The organism is Hyalangium versicolor (assembly GCF_020103695.1).
In the GTDB taxonomy this organism is placed as follows: domain Bacteria; phylum Myxococcota; class Myxococcia; order Myxococcales; family Myxococcaceae; genus Hyalangium; species Hyalangium versicolor.
The window spans coordinates 117,180-133,319 of sequence record NZ_JAHXBF010000005.1 but is presented as its reverse complement, the minus strand read 5'-3'; the positions used below and the strand labels follow the sequence as shown (position 1 = coordinate 133,319).

Sequence of the window (16,140 nt, the reverse complement as noted above, 5' to 3'; positions counted from 1 at the left end):
TCAGTCCTTAGAACCAGCACCCGTAGACGTTGCCGCCCGAGTTCCACTGGATCGTGTTCGAGGTGTCCGCGGCCCACAGGCTCACGCCTGAGCCAGTGTAAGGGTGGCCGCTCCAGCCGCCCAGACGATCCGGGCTGATGGACCGCGCCACGGTGGCCGCGTTGTTGGAGATGGTGTTCCACACGCCGCTGTCATCCGTGTCGCAGCGGCCCGCGGACATACAGTTGCGGACCTGGCGGCCGGCGTCGTCACAGATGTTCTCGAAGCAGGTGACCGTCGAGCCGATACCCTTCCAGAAGCCCAGGCCCGTGTTGCACTCGTTCTCCACGGAGCTGTAGAGCGAGTTGCCCGCCGTCTGCAACAGCGAGTGGTTGTAGACATACGCATCGATCGCCGGGAAGCCCGCGCGGTACTGCGCGTGGGAGATCAGCGTCGAGCACACCATGCCGTTGTTCCAACCGGCGCCGCCCACGTTCACGCCTTCGAGATCCCGGTACTGATAGAGCACGTAGTTGAGGGTGCTGCCGTTGGGCCCCTTGTAGCGCTGGAACGTCAGCCCCCCGTTCTGCTTGGAGGCGGTGGCCACCGTCGGCATCGACGTGAGCAGCCAGTTGGAGACCGTCTCGCCCTTGGTGTCATACCCGGCGGAGGTGCGGCTGCGCTGGTAGGAGAGGTACTGGAGCGACCCGCCGCCGCCATAGAGATACTGATAGATGCCGCCCTGGTTGATACGAGCCGCTCCGGGATAGCCCGACGCCAGCTCGCCCACCTTCAACGGCGTGCTGCAGTAGGTCGGCCAGCCGTTGGTGCCCGGCGTGTACATCGTCTCGTGCGTCACATCTCCGCCCGGGCCGTGCGAGAACATGGAGTGCGTCCGGTACTCGCCTACCGCGTCCAGCACCGCCGTCACGGGACCTCCGCCACCTCCACGGCTGAGGACAATCGCGCCGTTGGGCACATTCCACCCCGCGGCGGTGCTGCCACACGCCACATCCGAGGTATCCGAAGCTCCCGCCAACACCGCGGGCGCGGCCAGGGCGGCGACCAGGAAGGCAGCCGAGCGGATGGTCTTCACAGCAAGTCTCATCATGAATCATCCCTCCACGGGACAGGGGAAAGCCGAGCAATCCAAGAGGTTTGAAGAGCGCGGATTGTGTATCCCTGACACACTAGCTTGCAAGCCAAGGATCTCGCCGCACCGAGTCATCCTCATCAAAACAGGATCACCCTGTTTTTCGACGTTGGCTCCGCGACTGTCTGGCGAGTGCGGCGGCTCCCCTTCCAGCGCGGTCCGCTACCTGGACCTGTCTGTCTCGAAAACGAGCACGTGCAACAGCGGACCTGTCGAGCAAGCCCCCGCTCCGCAGCCAGGTCGCTCATGACACCGCGTCCATTTCATAATGCGGAAGTCTCGGGGCGAAGCCTCCGCTTCTTGGAAAGAGGTTGACGAGCACCGACAATCCTCCCCCGTGAGAATCACGTTCAGACTTCCGTATGGTATTGTGCAGGAGCCTCGGTTCCTTGGGGGGGGCATGCCACAATCCAGACACCACCTTCGAGCACCGGTGTGCTCGCGCCCATCCGTTCGCTCAGAAGAAGCCACTCCCCGCGTGGCTGCCCGGAGGGCTCCATGAGCTCCACGCCCTCTTCCGCGGTTCGCGCGGCTCAGCTGGATGAAGAGCTCTTCCACGTCCGGCACCGGCAGCTCATCCGTTCCATTTTGAACAACATCTCGGAAGGCGTCTCCATCGCGGACGCGGCGGGCAACTTCATCTACACCAGCCCTTATGCCGAGCACCTGTTCGGAGTGGGCGCCTCAGGTGTAGCTCCCTCGGAATGGCACACGCTGGGCATCTTCCGAGCGGACGAGAAGACGCCCTTTCCCGTCGATCAGCTCCCCATCTGGCGGGCGCTGAAGGGCGAGGTGATCCGAGATGTGGACATGTTCATTCGCAACGTGAACGTGCCCCAGGGCCGGCACATGCGCTGCGACTGCGTCCCGCTGCGCGATGAGCAGGGCCAGGTCATCGGCGGCATGTCGCTGGTGAGGGACATGGGCAAGACCCGCGAGAACGAGGAGGAGAAGCGCCGCACCGAGGAGCGCTTCGAGCTCCTGGTGGAGACGGCCCGTGAAGGCATCTGGACCATCGACGCGGCCAGCCGCACCACCTACGTCAACCGGTTCCTGGCGGAGATGCTCGGATACACGGTGGAGGAGATGCTGGGGCGGCCCATCTTCACCTTCATGGACGATGAAGGCCGGCAACTCGCCCAGCAGAAGGTCGAGCATCGCCGCCAGGGCGTCACGGAGGTCCATGACTTCAAGCTCCAGCGCAAGGACAGCACCTTCATCTGGACGAGCATCTCCACCTCCCCCATCGTCGATCACCAGGGCAGCTACTTGGGCGCGCTGGCCATGGTCACCGACATCACCGCGCGCCGGAACGCCGAGGAGGAGGTGCGCAAGCTCAACGCGGAGCTCGAGCGGCGCATCGCCGAGCGCACCGCCCAGCTCGAGTTCTCCAACCGCGAGTTGGAAGCCTTCGCCTACTCCGTGGCGCATGATCTGCGAGCCCCACTGCGCAGCATCGCCAGCTTCAGCGACGCGCTGACGGAGGACTGCGCCGATCGCCTGGATGCGGTGGGGCTGGACTACCTCCGGCGCATCCACGGGGGCGCCCGGCGCATGGCCGAACTCATCGACGGCATCCTGTCACTGTCTCGGGTCAACCGGACGACCCTGGCGGCCAGCCGGTGCGATCTGTCCGCCCTGGCCCGCTCCATCGGAGATCTGCTCCAGGCCCAGTTCCCCGATCGCACCGTGCGCTTCACCGTGCAGGAGGGGCTCGTGGACCAGGGCGATCAGCAACTGCTGCGCTCCGTGCTGGAGAACCTGCTGGGCAATGCCTGGAAATTTACCCGCGAACGCCCCGTGGCCGAGATCGAGTTCGGGGTGTCTCCAGAACGAGGAATTCGCACTTACTTCGTCAAGGACAATGGCGCCGGCTTCGACATGGCGTACCGAGACAAGTTGTTCGGCGTCTTCCAGCGGCTGCATTCCCAAGCAGAGTTCGAGGGCAACGGCGTGGGCCTGGCCACCGTACAGCGCATCATCCGCCGCCACGGAGGGCGCATCTGGGGCACGGGGCAACCCGGGCGCGGGGCCTGCTTCTTCTTCACGCTGAACGAGCTCCCTCTGCCACCCGCTACCACCGTCCCCCCTGGAGCGACCCCATGACCGAGGCCCAGAATCGCGTGATCCTGCTCGTCGAGGACAATCCCGACGACGAACTGCTGACCCTGCGGGCCCTGCGCAAGAGCAATATCCGCAACCCCATCGTCGTCGTGCGTGACGGGGCCGAGGCGATTGATTACATCTTCGTCGAAGGGACCCATGCCAACCGTGATCCATACATCCAGATCCAGGTCATCCTGCTCGACATCCACCTCCCCAAGCTCGACGGGCTCGCCGTGCTGAGCCGTATCCGCGAGGATGAGCGCACCCGGAAGCTACCCGTGGTGATGCTCACCTCCTCCAACGAGGAGCGGGACCTCGAAGGCAGCTACGAGCTGGGCGTCAACAGCTACGTGCGCAAACCGGTGGGCGTCACCGAGTTCTTCGAGGCGGTACGGCAACTGGGCATGTACTGGCTCGTCCTCAACGAGCCCGCGCCCCGCGCCATGAGAGGTACGGGATGAGCGCACACCCCCTTCGACTGCTCCTGGTGGAAGATTCCGAGGATGATGCCCTGTTGCTGCTGCGCGAGCTGCGGCGCAGCGGCTACGAGGTTTCCCACACCCGCGTCGAGACGCGTGACGAGTTGGAGCGCGCGCTGGGCTCCGGGAAGTGGGATGTCATCATCGCGGACTACGCGCTGCCCCACTTCGATGGGCTGAGCGCCTTCTCCGTCCTGCGGCAGAAGGGGTTGGACGTCCCGTTCCTCATCGTGTCCGGGAAGATCGGCGAGGACGTGGCGGTGGCGGCGATGAAGGCGGGTGTCCACGACTTCGTGCTCAAGGATCGGCTGGGGCGGCTGGGCCCGGCGGTGGCCCGCGAGCTGCGCGAGGCGGAGCTGCGCGCCGAGCGCCGGAAGATGCAGGAGCAGCTGATGCTGTCGGATCGGCTGGCCTCGCTGGGCATGCTCGCCGCCAGCGTGGCCCATGAGCTGAACAACCCGCTCGCCTCGGTGATGATGAATCTGGAGTTCAGCCTCACCCATGCCCAGCAGGAGTCCGGCTCCGGCGAGTTCCAGCAGGCACTGCGGGACGCGTATGCCTGCACCGGGCTCATCCGAGACATCATCCGCGACATCAAGATCTTCTCGCGGCCCGAGGGGCAGAACTTCGGCCCGACGGATCTGCACCGGGTGCTGGATTCAGCCCTGCGCATGGCGCACAACCAGCTCTTCCACCGGGCCCGGCTCGTGAAGGACTACGGGGAGATTCCCCGCGTCCACGGCGGCGAGGCGCGGCTGGGACAGGTCTTCCTCAACCTCATCATCAACGCGGCCCAGGCGATCCCCGAGGGCCACAGGGACGATCATGAGATCCGGGTGGTGACCCGCCACCTGGGCGACAAGGTCCGCGTGGAGATCCGCGACACCGGGGCAGGCGTTCCGGCGGAGCTGCGCGAGCGGATCTTCGAGCCCTTCTTCACCACGAAGCCGGTGGGGGTGGGAACCGGGCTGGGGTTGTCCATCTGCCGGCGGCTCGTATCCGAGATGGACGGCACCATCGGCGTGGACAGCGAACCGGGCCGTGGCAGCACGTTCTGGATCCATCTGCGCGTGGCCCGGGAGCAGGAGGACGCTCAGGAGGTGAAGGCGAAGGACTCCCGCAAGGGGCTGGGAGTGATGGTGCTCGATGACGAGGCGGCGGTGGGCAAGGCCCTGCGCCGGCTGCTGAGCTCACGGCACCAGGTCACCACGTTCGACCGCGCCCAGGATGCGCTGGCGCTCATCACCTCCGGCCGCCGCTTCGACGCCATCCTCTGCGATCTGATGATGCCGGAGATGAGCGGGGCCCAGTTCCATCACGAGTTGGAGCAGCTGGCTCCCGAGCAGGCCCGGCGGGTCATCTTCATGACGGGAGGCGCCTTCACGGAGGAGACGCGCGCCTTCCTGAGCACGGCGCGCAATCCCTGCATGGACAAGCCGCTCGACATCCAGCGGCTGTTCTCCATGCTGGAGGGGCTGCCGAAGCTGAGCTCCTCGCTCGGGGCCCGCGAGGAACTGCTCTCCAGTTCCTCGTCGTAGCGGGCGCGGCCTACGCCTTGCCGGCGCGGGCCTCCTCGAACGGGACGCGGTTGGGCAGATAGGCCTCTCCCAGCGCATGGGCCTGGCCCGGGTTGCTGCCGAAGTCGAAGCGGCGCACCACGGCATCCTTGCCGGCGTGATCGAAGACGTTGTGCTCTCCCAGGCCAAACAGTCCGGGGACCAGATCCTTGCCATTCACGTAGTGCACGTACTGAGGCCCGTCCGGGTAGGACCAGGCCGCAGCGCCGAACGTCTCCACCTTCACGTTGCTCAGCAGCTTCTCGGTGTCCGCCTTCGAGAGCCCATCCTCCAGGCGCAGCCGGTTGGCCACATGGTTCAGCGCGCGGCTGGTGATGAGGCCGCCCTGGCTGTGCCCCATCACGTGCACCGAACGCCCCGCCTTCAGCTCCGAGTAGAGGGTGTCCGCCAGCGTGTCCACCGCGGGGTTGGTGCCCTTGTCCAGCTTGTCCTTCACGCACTGGAGCACGTCGGCGGCCATTCCCTCGGTGGCGTTGTGCACGCCGATGAGCTTCGCGCCCGTGGTGTCCGCGATCGTCTGCAGGCTACGGGCCTGCTTGTCTTTGTCGTCGCCGATGCCGTTGACGTAGAGGATCGTCTCGGAGGGGTTGGGGTTGTTCTTCGGCGTCACGCCCGGGAGCTGGTTGAGCGGCGTGCCCGGGGCGAACGTCTGGCCCCCCGCGCCCACCAGCTTGCCGTCGAATGCCAGGTCCGGCTTGCTCCCGCCGAACAGGCCTCCCAGCAGACCCGCCTTCTGCTGGACCTGGTTCTCGAAGCCGTCCACGAACTGCTCGAGCTTCTGCTCTCCCTGGTGGACCGCCTTGCCCGCGGTGCTGACGGCGCTCTGCGCCTTGTCCACGGTGCGCTGGACGTCACTTTGGACGCGTTGGAGGAGGTTGAGGCCGCGTTGGATGAGGCTCATGGGGGGAATCCTGAAGGGGTCGAAGTACGTCTCGTTTCTACATTCTCGAAATGAGGGAATGGAAGTTGCGGCCTGGGTCGACCCCTGGGGCCATGCCCTGGTGAGTTCTGGACGATTCATTTGAATCAGGGTGAAGTGCGACCCAGTCCTTGCTGGCCATTGCGCGGCAAGGACCCACAGGGGGGCTGGAGTTTCCCAAGCCCTACCAAAAGCCCCTGGAGGGGGATGACATGTCGATGAAGAAGCTTGTGTTCGCGGGTCTGCTGGGTGTTGCCACCGTTTTCTCCACCGCTTGCTCTGATGCGTGCGAGAAGGCCGCGAACAAGTTCGAGGACAAGTACAAGGAGTGCGACATCACGCTTCCGGACGGCGACGACGACGGGGATGACGCGGAGTGCACGGACGCAGCTGCCGACGCGGCGGAGAAGCTCGCGGATTGTATCGAGAAGGCCAGCTGCGACAAGGTGAAGGACGGAACCTGGGCCGTGAGCTGCGGCAGCTGATGTCCCGCATCGGGCCCGCTGACCGCGGGTTCCGGTGATGGCTCGGCGCACGCCGGGTCTTCCGCCCCCTGGCTCCGGCTGGGGGGCGGTTTCATTTTCAGTGTAGCGAGTGCTCCAGTCCCCGAGGACCGACCACGAGCGAGGCCACCAGCGCATCCTGGGCCAGCCCCCGCGTGCAGCGCGCTACCCCGCCTCGGCCACCTGGAGCTTCTTGCCGCCCTGCATCTGCGCCACCGTGACGGACTGGTTCCGGCCGTGGCGCTTGGCGTGGTACAGGCACTGGTCCGCCAGGTCGATGAGCTGCTGCTTCTCGTAGCCGTAGTCCGGCCCGGTGGCGATGCCCAGCGACAGCGTCACCTTCAGCGGGCCCATCTCGGTCTGGAACACCTCGGCCTTCACCGCCTCGCGGATGCGCTCGGCGATCACCAGCGCGCCCTTGGCATCCGTCTCCGGCATGATGATGGCGAACTCCTCGCCGCCGTAGCGAGCCACGATGTCCGTGTCTCGCGCCTTGTCGCGGAGGATCTTCGCCACGCCGCGCAGCACCGCGTCGCCCATGGGGTGGCCGTACGTGTCGTTGACGCTCTTGAAGTGGTCGATGTCCGTGAGGATGAGCGACACCTTGCGCTGGTAGCGCTTGGACTGCGCCAGATACTCGTCCGCCTTGCTCTGGAAGGTGCGGTGGTTGAGCAGGCTGGTGAGGCCGTCCGTGGTGGCCATGCGCTCCATCTGCTCGAAGAGCTGCGCGCGGAGCACCGCCTGCGCCGCCTGGATCGCCATCACCTCCAGCATCCGGAGCACATCCTGGTCCAGCACCTTCTTGCGAGAGCCCGCCACCAGCGTGCCCAGGATCCGGTCGCCCGCCGTGAGCGGGAAGATCTTCAGCGCGCCCAGGCCGCGGATCTGCGTCTCCTCGTCGAAGATGACCTGCCGGTCCATCGCCTTGATGTCACGGCCCGGCAGCGGCGCGCCGTAGCGCACCACGTTGGCCACCAGCCCGTTGTTGTCCGCGAAGGAGCGGCCCTCGAGCGCCTTGCCCGCCGCCGTGACGCCCGTCATCCGCGCCACCTTGTGGACCCGCTTGCCCTCCACCTCGCTCACCAGCGTCACCGCGCAGAAGTCCAGGCTGGCGATCTGCCGCGCGCTCTCCAACACCGCGACGAACACCTGCTCCGGGCTGCCGGCCCGGTTGAGCTCCTCGATGGCGCGGAAGAACCGATCCTTCTCGTCCCGGCTCTTGCGGATGTACGTCATCACCCGCTCGACCTCCATCGCGCGCAGCACCTCGCCCGCGATGGTGGACAGCAACCGCTCGTCCTGATCGGAGAACGGCTCGTGCATCACCCGGTCCGCCACCAGCACGCCACGCACCAGGCCGCCCGCCTCGATGATGGGCACCGCCAGCACCGCCGACACCTGCGGCGCGCCACCGTCGTAATAGGTGATGCCCTTGAGCCCGTTCGGCGAGTTCATCCTCACCGGCGCCTGGCGCTTGAGCACCCCGCCGATGATCCCCTCGCCCGCGTTGAAGCGCTCGCGCTGGATGCGCTCGGAGGTGGACCGGCAGTCATACAGCTTCAGGCTCTTGTCATCCGAGGTGAGCAGGAAGGCCGCGCAGGTGTGGGTGCGCAGGGCCGTCTCGGCGACTTCGAGGGCCGCGCCCACCGCACCCTCGATCTCCTTCACCGAGGCCACCAGCCACTTCTCGTCCTGGTTCATCCCCGAGAAGCTGTCCTGGGTGCCAGAGCTGATGAGGCGGAAGGTGCGAGCGCGCTCCTCCACCTCCTTGATGCGCTTCTGGACGGCGTCGTTCTCGGCCTGGCGGGCGGCGGCGATCCGCGCGGACAGCACCAGGTGGTACAGGCCCGCGAAGAGCGCCAGGAAGAGCGAGTGCGTGGCGAACGAAGCCCAGTTGCCACTCTTGGACGGCGCGCCCAGCGTCACGAGCCCGTCGAACACCAGCGCCACGCCCAGCAGCGTCAGCCCCGCGTTGCGAGGCAGGAAGGCCACCAGGAACGCCATCAGCAGGTAGACGATGGGGAAGAGCACCCCGCCCGCGATGGCCACCACGATGAAGGCCGCGGCGATGAGCCCTCCGCCCAGCTCCAGATCGTCCCGGAGCTCCACCGGGGCGCCCAGCGCGCTGCGCCGCAGGCGCCTCAGGGCCGACAACCCCAGCCCCACGAGCAGGAAGAGCACCAAGAAGGCCTCGGTCCATCCCAGGCGGTTCAGGCCTCGGAACCCGTTGCGCGCCAGGTGCACGAAGACCAGGAGAACGGACGCCGCGGGCAGCGAGCGCACCGCGTGGCGGACGACCTTGGGCATCAACGGGATGGACGAGAGCGCGTTCATGGCTCCTCCTCCAGGTGGAAGACAATCTCGCCCGGCTTCACGTAACCGAGCTCCTCACGGGCAGCGCGCTCGAGGGCGGCGGGCTCCTTGCGCAGGGCGTTGATCTCGCGCATCAGAGCCTCGTTCTGCTCGGAGAGCGCGCGGTTGCGCTCCTGGAGCGACTCGACGTCCTGCCGCAGCGCCAGGTAGCGCCGGAAGCCCCGGGCGTCGGCGACGGAGGCCAGGGACAGCACCCCCGCCAGCACCGCCGCCACCACCAGGAACTTTTTCCGCGCTGTCATGAGCCCATGAAAGGTACCAGCGGTCTCAGAGGGGGCAAGAAAACTGCTCCAGACATGTAGCACCCCACTCCCGGTGCAGTAGAAACACGCGCCATGAAGACCTCTCAAGTCCTGCTCCTGGCCGTGCTGTTCGCTTCGACTGGCTGCATCGTGGTGCCCGCACGAGAGCACCGCGCTCCCCAACCAGCCCCGTCCCCCCCGCCGCCAGGCCCTCCACCTCGCCACCCCCATCCCCGTCCGCCGCCTCCCCATCAGCCTCCGGCGCCTCCTCCGGCCTCCGCGAACTTCCACGTCCCGCCGGACCGCGTCCCGCCGCAGGGGTTGTGCCGGATCTGGTACCGGAACCTCCCGCCCGACCGGCAGCCCGCGTCGATGAGCTGCCCGTACGCCCATCAGACGGCGCGCAGCTCTGGGGGGTTGGTGATCGTGGCCACCTCGGCCCGCTCCTTCCAGACCGGAGAGGTGGGTGCGACCGACTACGGGCCGGTCAACTTCGATGGCGTTCCTCCCGACCGCCTGCCGCCGCCGGGCCTCTGTCGCCTCTGGCTCGATGGGGTGCCTCCCGACCGGCAGCCCGCGCCGACCTCCTGCCATGAGGCCCATGCACAGCAGCGCCGCTCCGGAGGACGGGTGCTCTTCATGCCTGCGTCGGATGTGCGATAGCCCCGACAGGGGCTCCTTCGCGGGTTCAGCGGCGCTTCAGCGTCTTCTCGATGGCCTGGGACATGGCCTCGTGTCCGGCCACTCCCTGCCAGGCGCCCACCACCCGTCCCTGCCGATCGAGGATGAACGAAGTGGGCAGCGCGCCGATCGTTCCAAAGGGGCTCTGCCCCGATCGGATCCGCTCATCCGCCACCAGCACCGGGAAGCGCAGCTCGTAGTGCTCGGCGAAGGGGGCCAGCACCTGCGCACCCTCCAGATCCATCCCCACGCCCACCACCTGGAAGCCCTGGGGGCCAAAGTCCCTCTGGAGCGCCTCGAGCGTGGGCAGCTCCGCCACGCACGGGAAGCACCAGGTGGCCAGGAAGTTCACCAGCACCACGCGTCCGGAGAGATCCGTGGCCGCCTGCCGCTGCGGCCCCACTGCGGGCAACGCGAGTGCTCCCAGGAAGCCATTCCCCGGAGCCTCCACGGCCTCGGGGCCGCTCTTACACCCGGCCAGGCCCACCAGAGCGGCACATGCGAACACCCGGCCCAGCACGGCTCAGGCCTCGGTCTTCGGCGTGGACCCGGGGCGCTGGCAGTCCTTGCACAGCCCGTACAGCTCCATCTTGTGGGACGTCACCGTGAAGCCATGCTTGCGCGCCACCGCATCCTGCATCGCCTCGATGCGATCGTTCTCGAACTCGACGATGCGCCCGCAGCGGGTGCAGATGAGATGATCGTGGTGCTCGCGGCCGGCCGCCGCCTCGTACCGCGTCTGCCCGTCGCCGAAGTTGCGCGCGTGGGCCAGCCCGCAGTCGTTGAGCAGCTTCATGGTCCGGTACACCGTCGCCACGGACACCTTGGTGTCCTGCTCGCGGACCCTGCTCCAGAGCTCCTCCACGGACAGGTGTCCGCCGATGGAGAAGAAGGTGTCGATGATCAAGCTGCGCTGCCGGGTGCTCTTCAGCCCATGCTGCGCCATGTAGCGGTTGAGGACCGCCTCCTTCGACTCCTCGTTCACGGGTAAAGCACCTCCCTCAGGCAGGTAAGCCTCCAGAACTTCACGTGTCCTAACCCCCATCGCGCCACCTCCGCCTACCCGTCGAAGGACGGGTTGCCTGCTCGAGCTGCGGCCAGAGATACACTTGGACTTGCGCCAGCACCTGGCTGTTTACATTGGAGACCGTCAGGCTCATTGACACCCGTCCGCAGCGAAAGATAGAGGCATCGCCTCTCGTAAATCAGCATTTTTCCGCAAGTTTCTCCATGAATAGTCAATGGCAGAGAAGACGGCAGCCTGATGATGTGCCGACCCCGGTAGCAGTAGCCGTCTCCGACTTCTGTCGCCGCGCCAAGGCGATGGCGTCCCCGACCGAAGTCCGTGAAGCGCTCGCGCTGATCACCGAGGACGAAGATTTCCGGGTGCGCACCTTGACCGACACCGAGCCGGAGGTCTCCCCGCTCGGGCCTTTCGCGGTGGTGGACATCCTCCGGGGCACGGCGCCCGCGTTGGCCTCCCAGCGCCAGGCGTGCGGGTACTACGAGATTGTCCAGGAGCTGGCCCGGGTGCGCGAGGAGAAGACGCCCGTGGTCGCCGCGCCCGTCGCGCTGGAGGTTCCCACCTTCGCGCCGCCTCCCCCGCGTCCGGCTCCGGCCGGCGAGCCCGAGGAGGCTGGCCGAGCCAAGGGGGGCAAGGCCGCTCGCCAGGAGACCGAGTCCGTCCAGGAGCGCATTGCGCCCCGGAAGCGTCCCCTGGGCCGCGAGTCGGAGTTCGATCAGGAGGAGTCGCCGGAGTCCGAGCCGCGCTTCCTGAAGCGGGATCTGCCCAAGCCTCGAGGCCGCTTCACGCAGGTGGCGGCGCCCAAGGGCGGCTACCAGACGCTGCTGCGCACCGAGGGCAAGGACATCCTGGACTCGGCGGTGGCGCAGAATGATCACCGCTTCTCGCTCCTGAAGTCCCTGGCCGAGCATTACAACGGCGCCAAGGGCGAGCTGACCCTGGTGGATCTGGACAGCGTGCTGCGCCGCCACGAGTTGCAGGAGGCGCTCTCCGCCAAGGAGCGGCAGGGCATCCTCGCCGCGTACACCGATCAGCGAGGCGCGGCCGGCCGCGTGGGGTGGGCCCTGGGGCTGAGCCCCTCGGAGCTGCAGCGGCTCGTCAGCTCGCTCGGGATCGAGCCGGAGGTGGAGGAGATCCGCGAGCGCTTCCGCCGCGAGGCGCTCGGCGCGCGTCACCTCACCCAGCGACTGGATCTGCTCGGCCGCGACAAGTATCTGGCGGATCTGGGGATCAAGAAGCGCTTCACGGACTCGCTCCGCCGAGAGCTGGAAGGGCTCGTGCGGGATGAGCTCCCGGGCGCTCGGGATCTGCCGGGGCTCTCCCTCGCCGTGGCTCGCAAGCACGGCGCTCCTCAAGAACTGGTCCTGCGCGCCATCGAGCGCCTGGGGCTGGCTGGCTCGCTGCGAGAGCAGCTCAACTCCGATCAATCATTGCCCTGACGAGGTTCCATCATGCCCATCTACGAGTACTCCTGTCAGAGCTGCGGCAAGGTCATCGACGTGCTGCAGAAGGTCAGCGATCCGACGCCCGAGACGTGCTCCGAGTGTGGAGCCGCGGGCTCGCTGACAAAGCTCGTCAGCCGCTCCAGCTTCGTCCTCAAGGGCGGCGGCTGGTACGCCGATCTCTACAGCTCCTCCAAGAAGGACGGCTCCAGCAGCTCGGATTCGAGCTCGTCCTCGTCCTCAAGCGCGTCGTCCTCGAGCAGCAGCTCCACGACCAGTTCGAGCCCCAGCTCCACGAGCAGCTCCAGCACCAGTTCCACGAGCAGTTCGAGCACCAGCTCTCCAGCGCCGGCAACCGCGGCCGCGAGCAAGTAGCCCGGCTGGAAACTGGCGGGGGGCATGAGGGCGGAACACACTCCGCCCCGTGCCCTTTCCACCATCCAAGCGCCCTCCTCGGCGCTGTGCCCTGTGCGGTCACCCGGAGCTGACGGACGCGAGAGGCCTGGGCCGTTTCCTGCTCGTCCCCGATCCCGAGGGACGCGGCCCCGTGTGCCCTCCTCAGCGCGGGTGTCACGCGCTCAACCGCACCAGCGAGCCGCTGACGCAAGCTTCCCGCTGAGCTAAGCAGGGCCGCTCATGCGCTCACGCCTCGGGAGGCCCTCGTGAAGAGACTGCTCGCCGTTCTCCTCGCTCTGCTTGGATCGGGCTGCAAGTCCCACACGCAGATCGCGCCGGAAGATCGCGCCTCGTTGGAGCACACGCTCACGGGCCCCGAGGCGGACCGGTTCCTGCGCCTCTCCATGTACATCACCCCCTTCTTCGGGGACGCCTCCAAGCGGCTGCTCACGCCCTACCCACCCGAGGACGTGCTCCTGCTGAACGATACGCAGGGGAAGACGATCCACCCGGGCAGCATCGAGGCCACCGTGCCCGCTGGCGCCAAGGTGCGCATCCGCCAGGTGGAGTTCCCCACCGCGTGGGCCGTCACCGAGCGCATCCTCTACTCCCCGCGCACCTGGCCCTGGGTGTACGTGGACGTCGAAGGCGCGCCGAAGGGCCCACCGCTGGTGCTCGTGCTGCCGCCCCACCTCCAGAAGCGCGAGGAGTTCCTGGCGGAGGTGGATCGCACGCTGCCCACCCAGGATCCCGCCACGAAGATCGCCTCCTTCAGCGAGCCCGTGCGCGAGGCCATCCGGCAGAAGAAGACGGTGCAGGACATGCCCGCCGAGGCGCTGGAGATGGCCTGGGGCTACCCCGAGACGATCAAGCGCACGCTCGAGGGCAGCGTTCATAACGAGGAGTGGATCTACCCGAGCGGCCGGCGCCATGCCTTCCTGACCGATGGCCGGCTCGTCCGAGTCGAGGAGGGCGCCTCGCCCCCGCTCAACCTGTCCCCGGGCTCGAAGCTCACGGCGCCCGCCAAGACTCCCAAGTAGACGGGCCTCCGGGGCCTCCGAGATCAGCGGCGGCGACGGCGGTTGCCGCCTCCACCCCCGCCCCGCTTGCCACCGCCCTTGCCCGCCTGGGCCTCTCCGGGACGGGTCAGCCGGGGCAGTTCACCGGCCATCACCGGCCAGAACTCGCCCTTGAGGATCTCCGCCACGAGCTGCGCCTGGTTGGCGATCGGGTTCTTGAAGAAGGTGGCGCCGCGCCCCACCTCGTCCAGCGAACCGCGCGCATCGCTGCCACCCGTGCAGGGGAGCTTGAGCGCCTCGGCGGCCTCCACGGCCAGATCGTTGGCCGTCTGCTTCACCTTGGCGTTGTAGCCCTCCACCGCGCTCAACACGTTGAGCGAGCGGATGAAGTCCATGGGCGGATTGGGGAAATCCCTATCGTACGGACGGGCCGCGACGATCGCCGCACCCAGGGCCTTCACCTTGGGCAGGCACTCGGCGGCGCTCCAGGGCTTTTCCCGGTTGCTGCCCCACATCTGGACGGGCTCGGGCGCCAGCTCCGGCTTCGGGAAGAAGCACAGGTACTGGCCCTTGTCGGTGATGAGCTCCAACCCGACAAACACCTTGAGCTTGGACTTCGCGCCGATGTCGAACAGCTCGTCGCAGCCGTCCTGGGTGTTCGTCTCCGTGAAGGCGACGCCATCCAGGCCGAACAGCGCCGCCCGCTCGAGCACGGCGCGCGGGTCCAGGTCACAGCCCTTCGAGAGATGTGTGTGCGCGTGCAGGTCGATCAGCATGGGCGCCGCTCCCTAACAGGCTCGCCGGAGCCTGTCGAGTCTCGCCGCCCCTGCCGCCGCCCGTCAGGCGTACGCGTAGGACTGGAACAGGCCCTTCTGGCTGGTGCCGTTCTTCTCCTCATAGGTGCGGATGAGGTAGCCCATCAGCATCAGCGAGGAGGTGTTCTCCAGCACCCGGGAGGGGTCCTTGGAGATGAGGTTGGCGCTGTAGTTGAGGAAGAACTGGGCCAGATCCTCGCCCGCCTCCTTGACGATCAGCGCGTTGAGCGCAGCCGGATCCATGGTCCGGATGGCGTTGATGAAGTCTACGGCCAGATCCTTCTTGGTCTTCACGTCCACGTACCCATCCCCCGTCGCCCCACCCTCCCCAGGACCCGTTTCCCGGGCTCGGACCTCGATGCGACCTGGAAAATCTAGGCACGTTCTCCCACCTGCAAACCCCCGCCCCGGAAGAAGCCGGGTTTTTGACACCTTGTAAATGCGTGTGCGATAACTGGAGGAAGCGACGTCGTATCAGTCAGATAGGAGGGGACGGCGATGTTCACGGGCGTGAAGGTCTTCTCGGCCACCAAGGCCAAGGAGCGAGAAGAGCTCGGCGAGAACGTCACCCGCTGGATGAAGAGCAACGCGGATCTGGAGATTGTCGACCGCGTCGTCTGCCAGTCGAGTGACAACGAGTTCCACTGCTACACCCTGGTGCTGTTCTACAAGCACTCGAAGTCCCAGCCGTAGCGCGCGAGCGACTCGGCCCATGTCTGCCTGGGCGGGCATCGCGTGGCTGTGGCTGCACATGGCGGCCATCTGCCTGCTGACCGGGCTGGGCATGGTGTCCCTGCTCTGGGCGCTGGGGGTGCGGCCCACGGTGGTGAAGTTCCACCAGGGGCCGAGCCTGTTCTCCTTCCGCCTGCTGGGCATGCGCTGGAGCTTCGGGCCCCTTCCCTCCGGGAACAGCGTCTCTTTCACTCCCGACGGTGCGCCCGAGGAAACTGAGGAGAACCCCTTCCTGCGGCTCTCCTTCCCCCGGCGGCTCCTGGCAATCTCCGCCGGCGTGCTGGGGATGCTGCTGATCGCCGTGGTGTGCCTCTCGCCCGCGCGAGCCTTGCAGTCCTGCCTTTCAGGCTTCGAACAACTCGTGAACGTGCCCCGAGCCGCCGAGCGGGTGGAGGCCTTTCTCTCCCTCCGGCCGCTGGGCTTCCGGACATCCCTGGGCGTGATGGCGGCGAAGCTGGTTGCGCTCAACCTGCTCCCGCTTCCTCCCCTGGCCGGGTACATGCTCTTGCGAGAGGTGGTGGGCAAGCTGCGCGGGCAGCGTCCCCAGGGGATGCCCCCGCTCCCCGTCTGGGGCTTCGTCATCTACATGGTTCTATGGACGGGCTGGGTCTGGGGCGCCTACAAGGGGCTCAGGCTCCACGAAGCCAGGACCGTGGCGACCGCCCGCCAGTGATCATCCGGGCAGGCCCTGCGTTCTCTG

General features: G+C 67.1%; 18 protein-coding genes and 1 pseudogene. 10 read left to right on the top strand and 9 right to left on the bottom strand.

Translation table 11 applies throughout. From position 1 onward, the window contains the following. Window positions 1–7 precede the first annotated feature (7 nt). Entirely contained in the window at window positions 8–1,090 is a 1,083-nt protein-coding gene (locus KY501_RS12170; protein WP_224363043.1) for a hypothetical protein, read from the bottom strand. A gap of 540 nt (window positions 1,091–1,630) precedes the next feature. Between KY501_RS12170 and KY501_RS12165 the strand changes: the two genes are divergently transcribed. The 3 genes from KY501_RS12165 to KY501_RS12155 are packed head-to-tail and all read left to right on the top strand — an operon-like array spanning window position 1,631 to window position 5,255. Next, window positions 1,631–3,238: a sensor histidine kinase gene (locus KY501_RS12165; protein WP_224363042.1), complete on the top strand. Its 1,608-nt coding sequence runs from the start codon at window positions 1,631–1,633 to the stop codon at window positions 3,236–3,238. Beyond that, window positions 3,235–3,699, top strand: a complete 465-nt coding sequence (locus tag KY501_RS12160; protein WP_224363041.1) for a response regulator — start codon at window positions 3,235–3,237, stop codon at window positions 3,697–3,699. The genes KY501_RS12165 and KY501_RS12160 overlap by 4 nt, the downstream gene beginning before the upstream one ends. Beyond that, on the top strand, window positions 3,696–5,255 hold the full coding sequence (locus tag KY501_RS12155) for a response regulator (protein WP_224363040.1): 1,560 nt from the start codon (window positions 3,696–3,698) through the stop codon (window positions 5,253–5,255). The genes KY501_RS12160 and KY501_RS12155 overlap by 4 nt, the downstream gene beginning before the upstream one ends. Window positions 5,256–5,265: 10 nt before the next feature. Here KY501_RS12155 and KY501_RS12150 read toward each other — a convergent pair whose 3' ends face one another. Further along, window positions 5,266–6,195 (bottom strand): alpha/beta hydrolase family protein, encoded by a 930-nt coding sequence (locus KY501_RS12150; RefSeq protein WP_224363039.1) that lies wholly within the window; start codon window positions 6,193–6,195, stop codon window positions 5,266–5,268. A gap of 230 nt (window positions 6,196–6,425) precedes the next feature. Between KY501_RS12150 and KY501_RS12145 the strand changes: the two genes are divergently transcribed. Beyond that, window positions 6,426–6,698 (top strand): hypothetical protein, encoded by a 273-nt coding sequence (locus KY501_RS12145; protein ID WP_224363038.1) that lies wholly within the window; start codon window positions 6,426–6,428, stop codon window positions 6,696–6,698. Window positions 6,699–6,881: 183 nt separating this feature from the next. Here KY501_RS12145 and KY501_RS12140 read toward each other — a convergent pair whose 3' ends face one another. Further along, window positions 6,882–9,050 carry a sensor domain-containing diguanylate cyclase gene (locus KY501_RS12140; RefSeq protein WP_224363037.1) on the bottom strand — a complete coding sequence of 723 codons (2,169 nt, stop codon included), beginning with the start codon at window positions 9,048–9,050 and terminating at the stop codon, window positions 6,882–6,884. Then, window positions 9,047–9,331, bottom strand: a complete 285-nt coding sequence (locus tag KY501_RS12135; RefSeq protein WP_224363036.1) for an FtsB family cell division protein — start codon at window positions 9,329–9,331, stop codon at window positions 9,047–9,049. The genes KY501_RS12140 and KY501_RS12135 overlap by 4 nt, the downstream gene beginning before the upstream one ends. 93 nt (window positions 9,332–9,424) lie before the next feature. Here KY501_RS12135 and KY501_RS12130 point away from each other — a divergent pair, with 93 nt between their 5' ends. Further along, a complete protein-coding gene (locus KY501_RS12130) occupies window positions 9,425–9,994 on the top strand; it encodes a hypothetical protein (RefSeq protein ID WP_224363035.1) in 570 nt (189 codons plus the stop codon). Between the two features lie 25 nt (window positions 9,995–10,019). Here the strand turns inward: KY501_RS12130 and KY501_RS12125 are convergent, their stop codons facing one another. Both KY501_RS12125 and KY501_RS12120 read right to left on the bottom strand, forming a co-directional pair. Beyond that, window positions 10,020–10,532, bottom strand: coding sequence for a TlpA family protein disulfide reductase (locus KY501_RS12125; protein ID WP_224363034.1), 513 nt, complete (start codon window positions 10,530–10,532; stop codon window positions 10,020–10,022). A 3-nt stretch (window positions 10,533–10,535) separates the two neighbouring features. Beyond that, window positions 10,536–10,958 (bottom strand): Fur family transcriptional regulator, encoded by a 423-nt coding sequence (locus KY501_RS12120; RefSeq protein ID WP_224363394.1) that lies wholly within the window; start codon window positions 10,956–10,958, stop codon window positions 10,536–10,538. A gap of 323 nt (window positions 10,959–11,281) precedes the next feature. On the opposite strand from KY501_RS12120, the gene KY501_RS12115 reads away from it, so the two are divergent. Then, entirely contained in the window at window positions 11,282–12,475 is a 1,194-nt protein-coding gene (locus tag KY501_RS12115) for a hypothetical protein (RefSeq protein ID WP_309242958.1), read from the top strand. Between the two features lie 12 nt (window positions 12,476–12,487). Beyond that, window positions 12,488–12,586: pseudogene (locus KY501_RS53625) on the top strand (FmdB family zinc ribbon protein); the annotation flags it as partial. A 74-nt stretch (window positions 12,587–12,660) separates the two neighbouring features. On the opposite strand, the gene KY501_RS53620 reads toward KY501_RS53625, so the two are convergent. Then, window positions 12,661–12,879, bottom strand: coding sequence for a hypothetical protein (locus tag KY501_RS53620; protein WP_304608612.1), 219 nt, complete (start codon window positions 12,877–12,879; stop codon window positions 12,661–12,663). Between the two features lie 261 nt (window positions 12,880–13,140). On the opposite strand from KY501_RS53620, the gene KY501_RS12105 reads away from it, so the two are divergent. Then, a complete protein-coding gene (locus tag KY501_RS12105) occupies window positions 13,141–13,914 on the top strand; it encodes a hypothetical protein (protein WP_224363031.1) in 774 nt (257 codons plus the stop codon). A 23-nt stretch (window positions 13,915–13,937) separates the two neighbouring features. On the opposite strand, the gene KY501_RS12100 is transcribed toward KY501_RS12105, so the two are convergent. Together KY501_RS12100 and KY501_RS12095 are read right to left on the bottom strand one after the other, a co-directional pair. After that, window positions 13,938–14,669, bottom strand: a complete 732-nt coding sequence (locus KY501_RS12100) for a PHP-associated domain-containing protein (RefSeq protein WP_224363030.1) — start codon at window positions 14,667–14,669, stop codon at window positions 13,938–13,940. 63 nt (window positions 14,670–14,732) lie between these two features. Then, complete coding sequence (locus KY501_RS12095; RefSeq protein ID WP_224363029.1) at window positions 14,733–15,008, bottom strand: hypothetical protein; 276 nt, start codon at window positions 15,006–15,008, stop codon at window positions 14,733–14,735. 198 nt (window positions 15,009–15,206) lie between these two features. On the opposite strand from KY501_RS12095, the gene KY501_RS12090 reads away from it, so the two are divergent. Together KY501_RS12090 and KY501_RS12085 are read left to right on the top strand one after the other, a co-directional pair. Further along, entirely contained in the window at window positions 15,207–15,401 is a 195-nt protein-coding gene (locus KY501_RS12090; protein ID WP_224363028.1) for a hypothetical protein, read from the top strand. Window positions 15,402–15,420: 19 nt separating this feature from the next. Continuing rightward, the gene (locus tag KY501_RS12085; protein ID WP_224363027.1) at window positions 15,421–16,113 is read left to right on the top strand and encodes a hypothetical protein; all 693 of its coding nucleotides are present in this window, start codon (window positions 15,421–15,423) and stop codon (window positions 16,111–16,113) included. The last annotated feature ends 27 nt before the right edge of the window (window positions 16,114–16,140 follow it).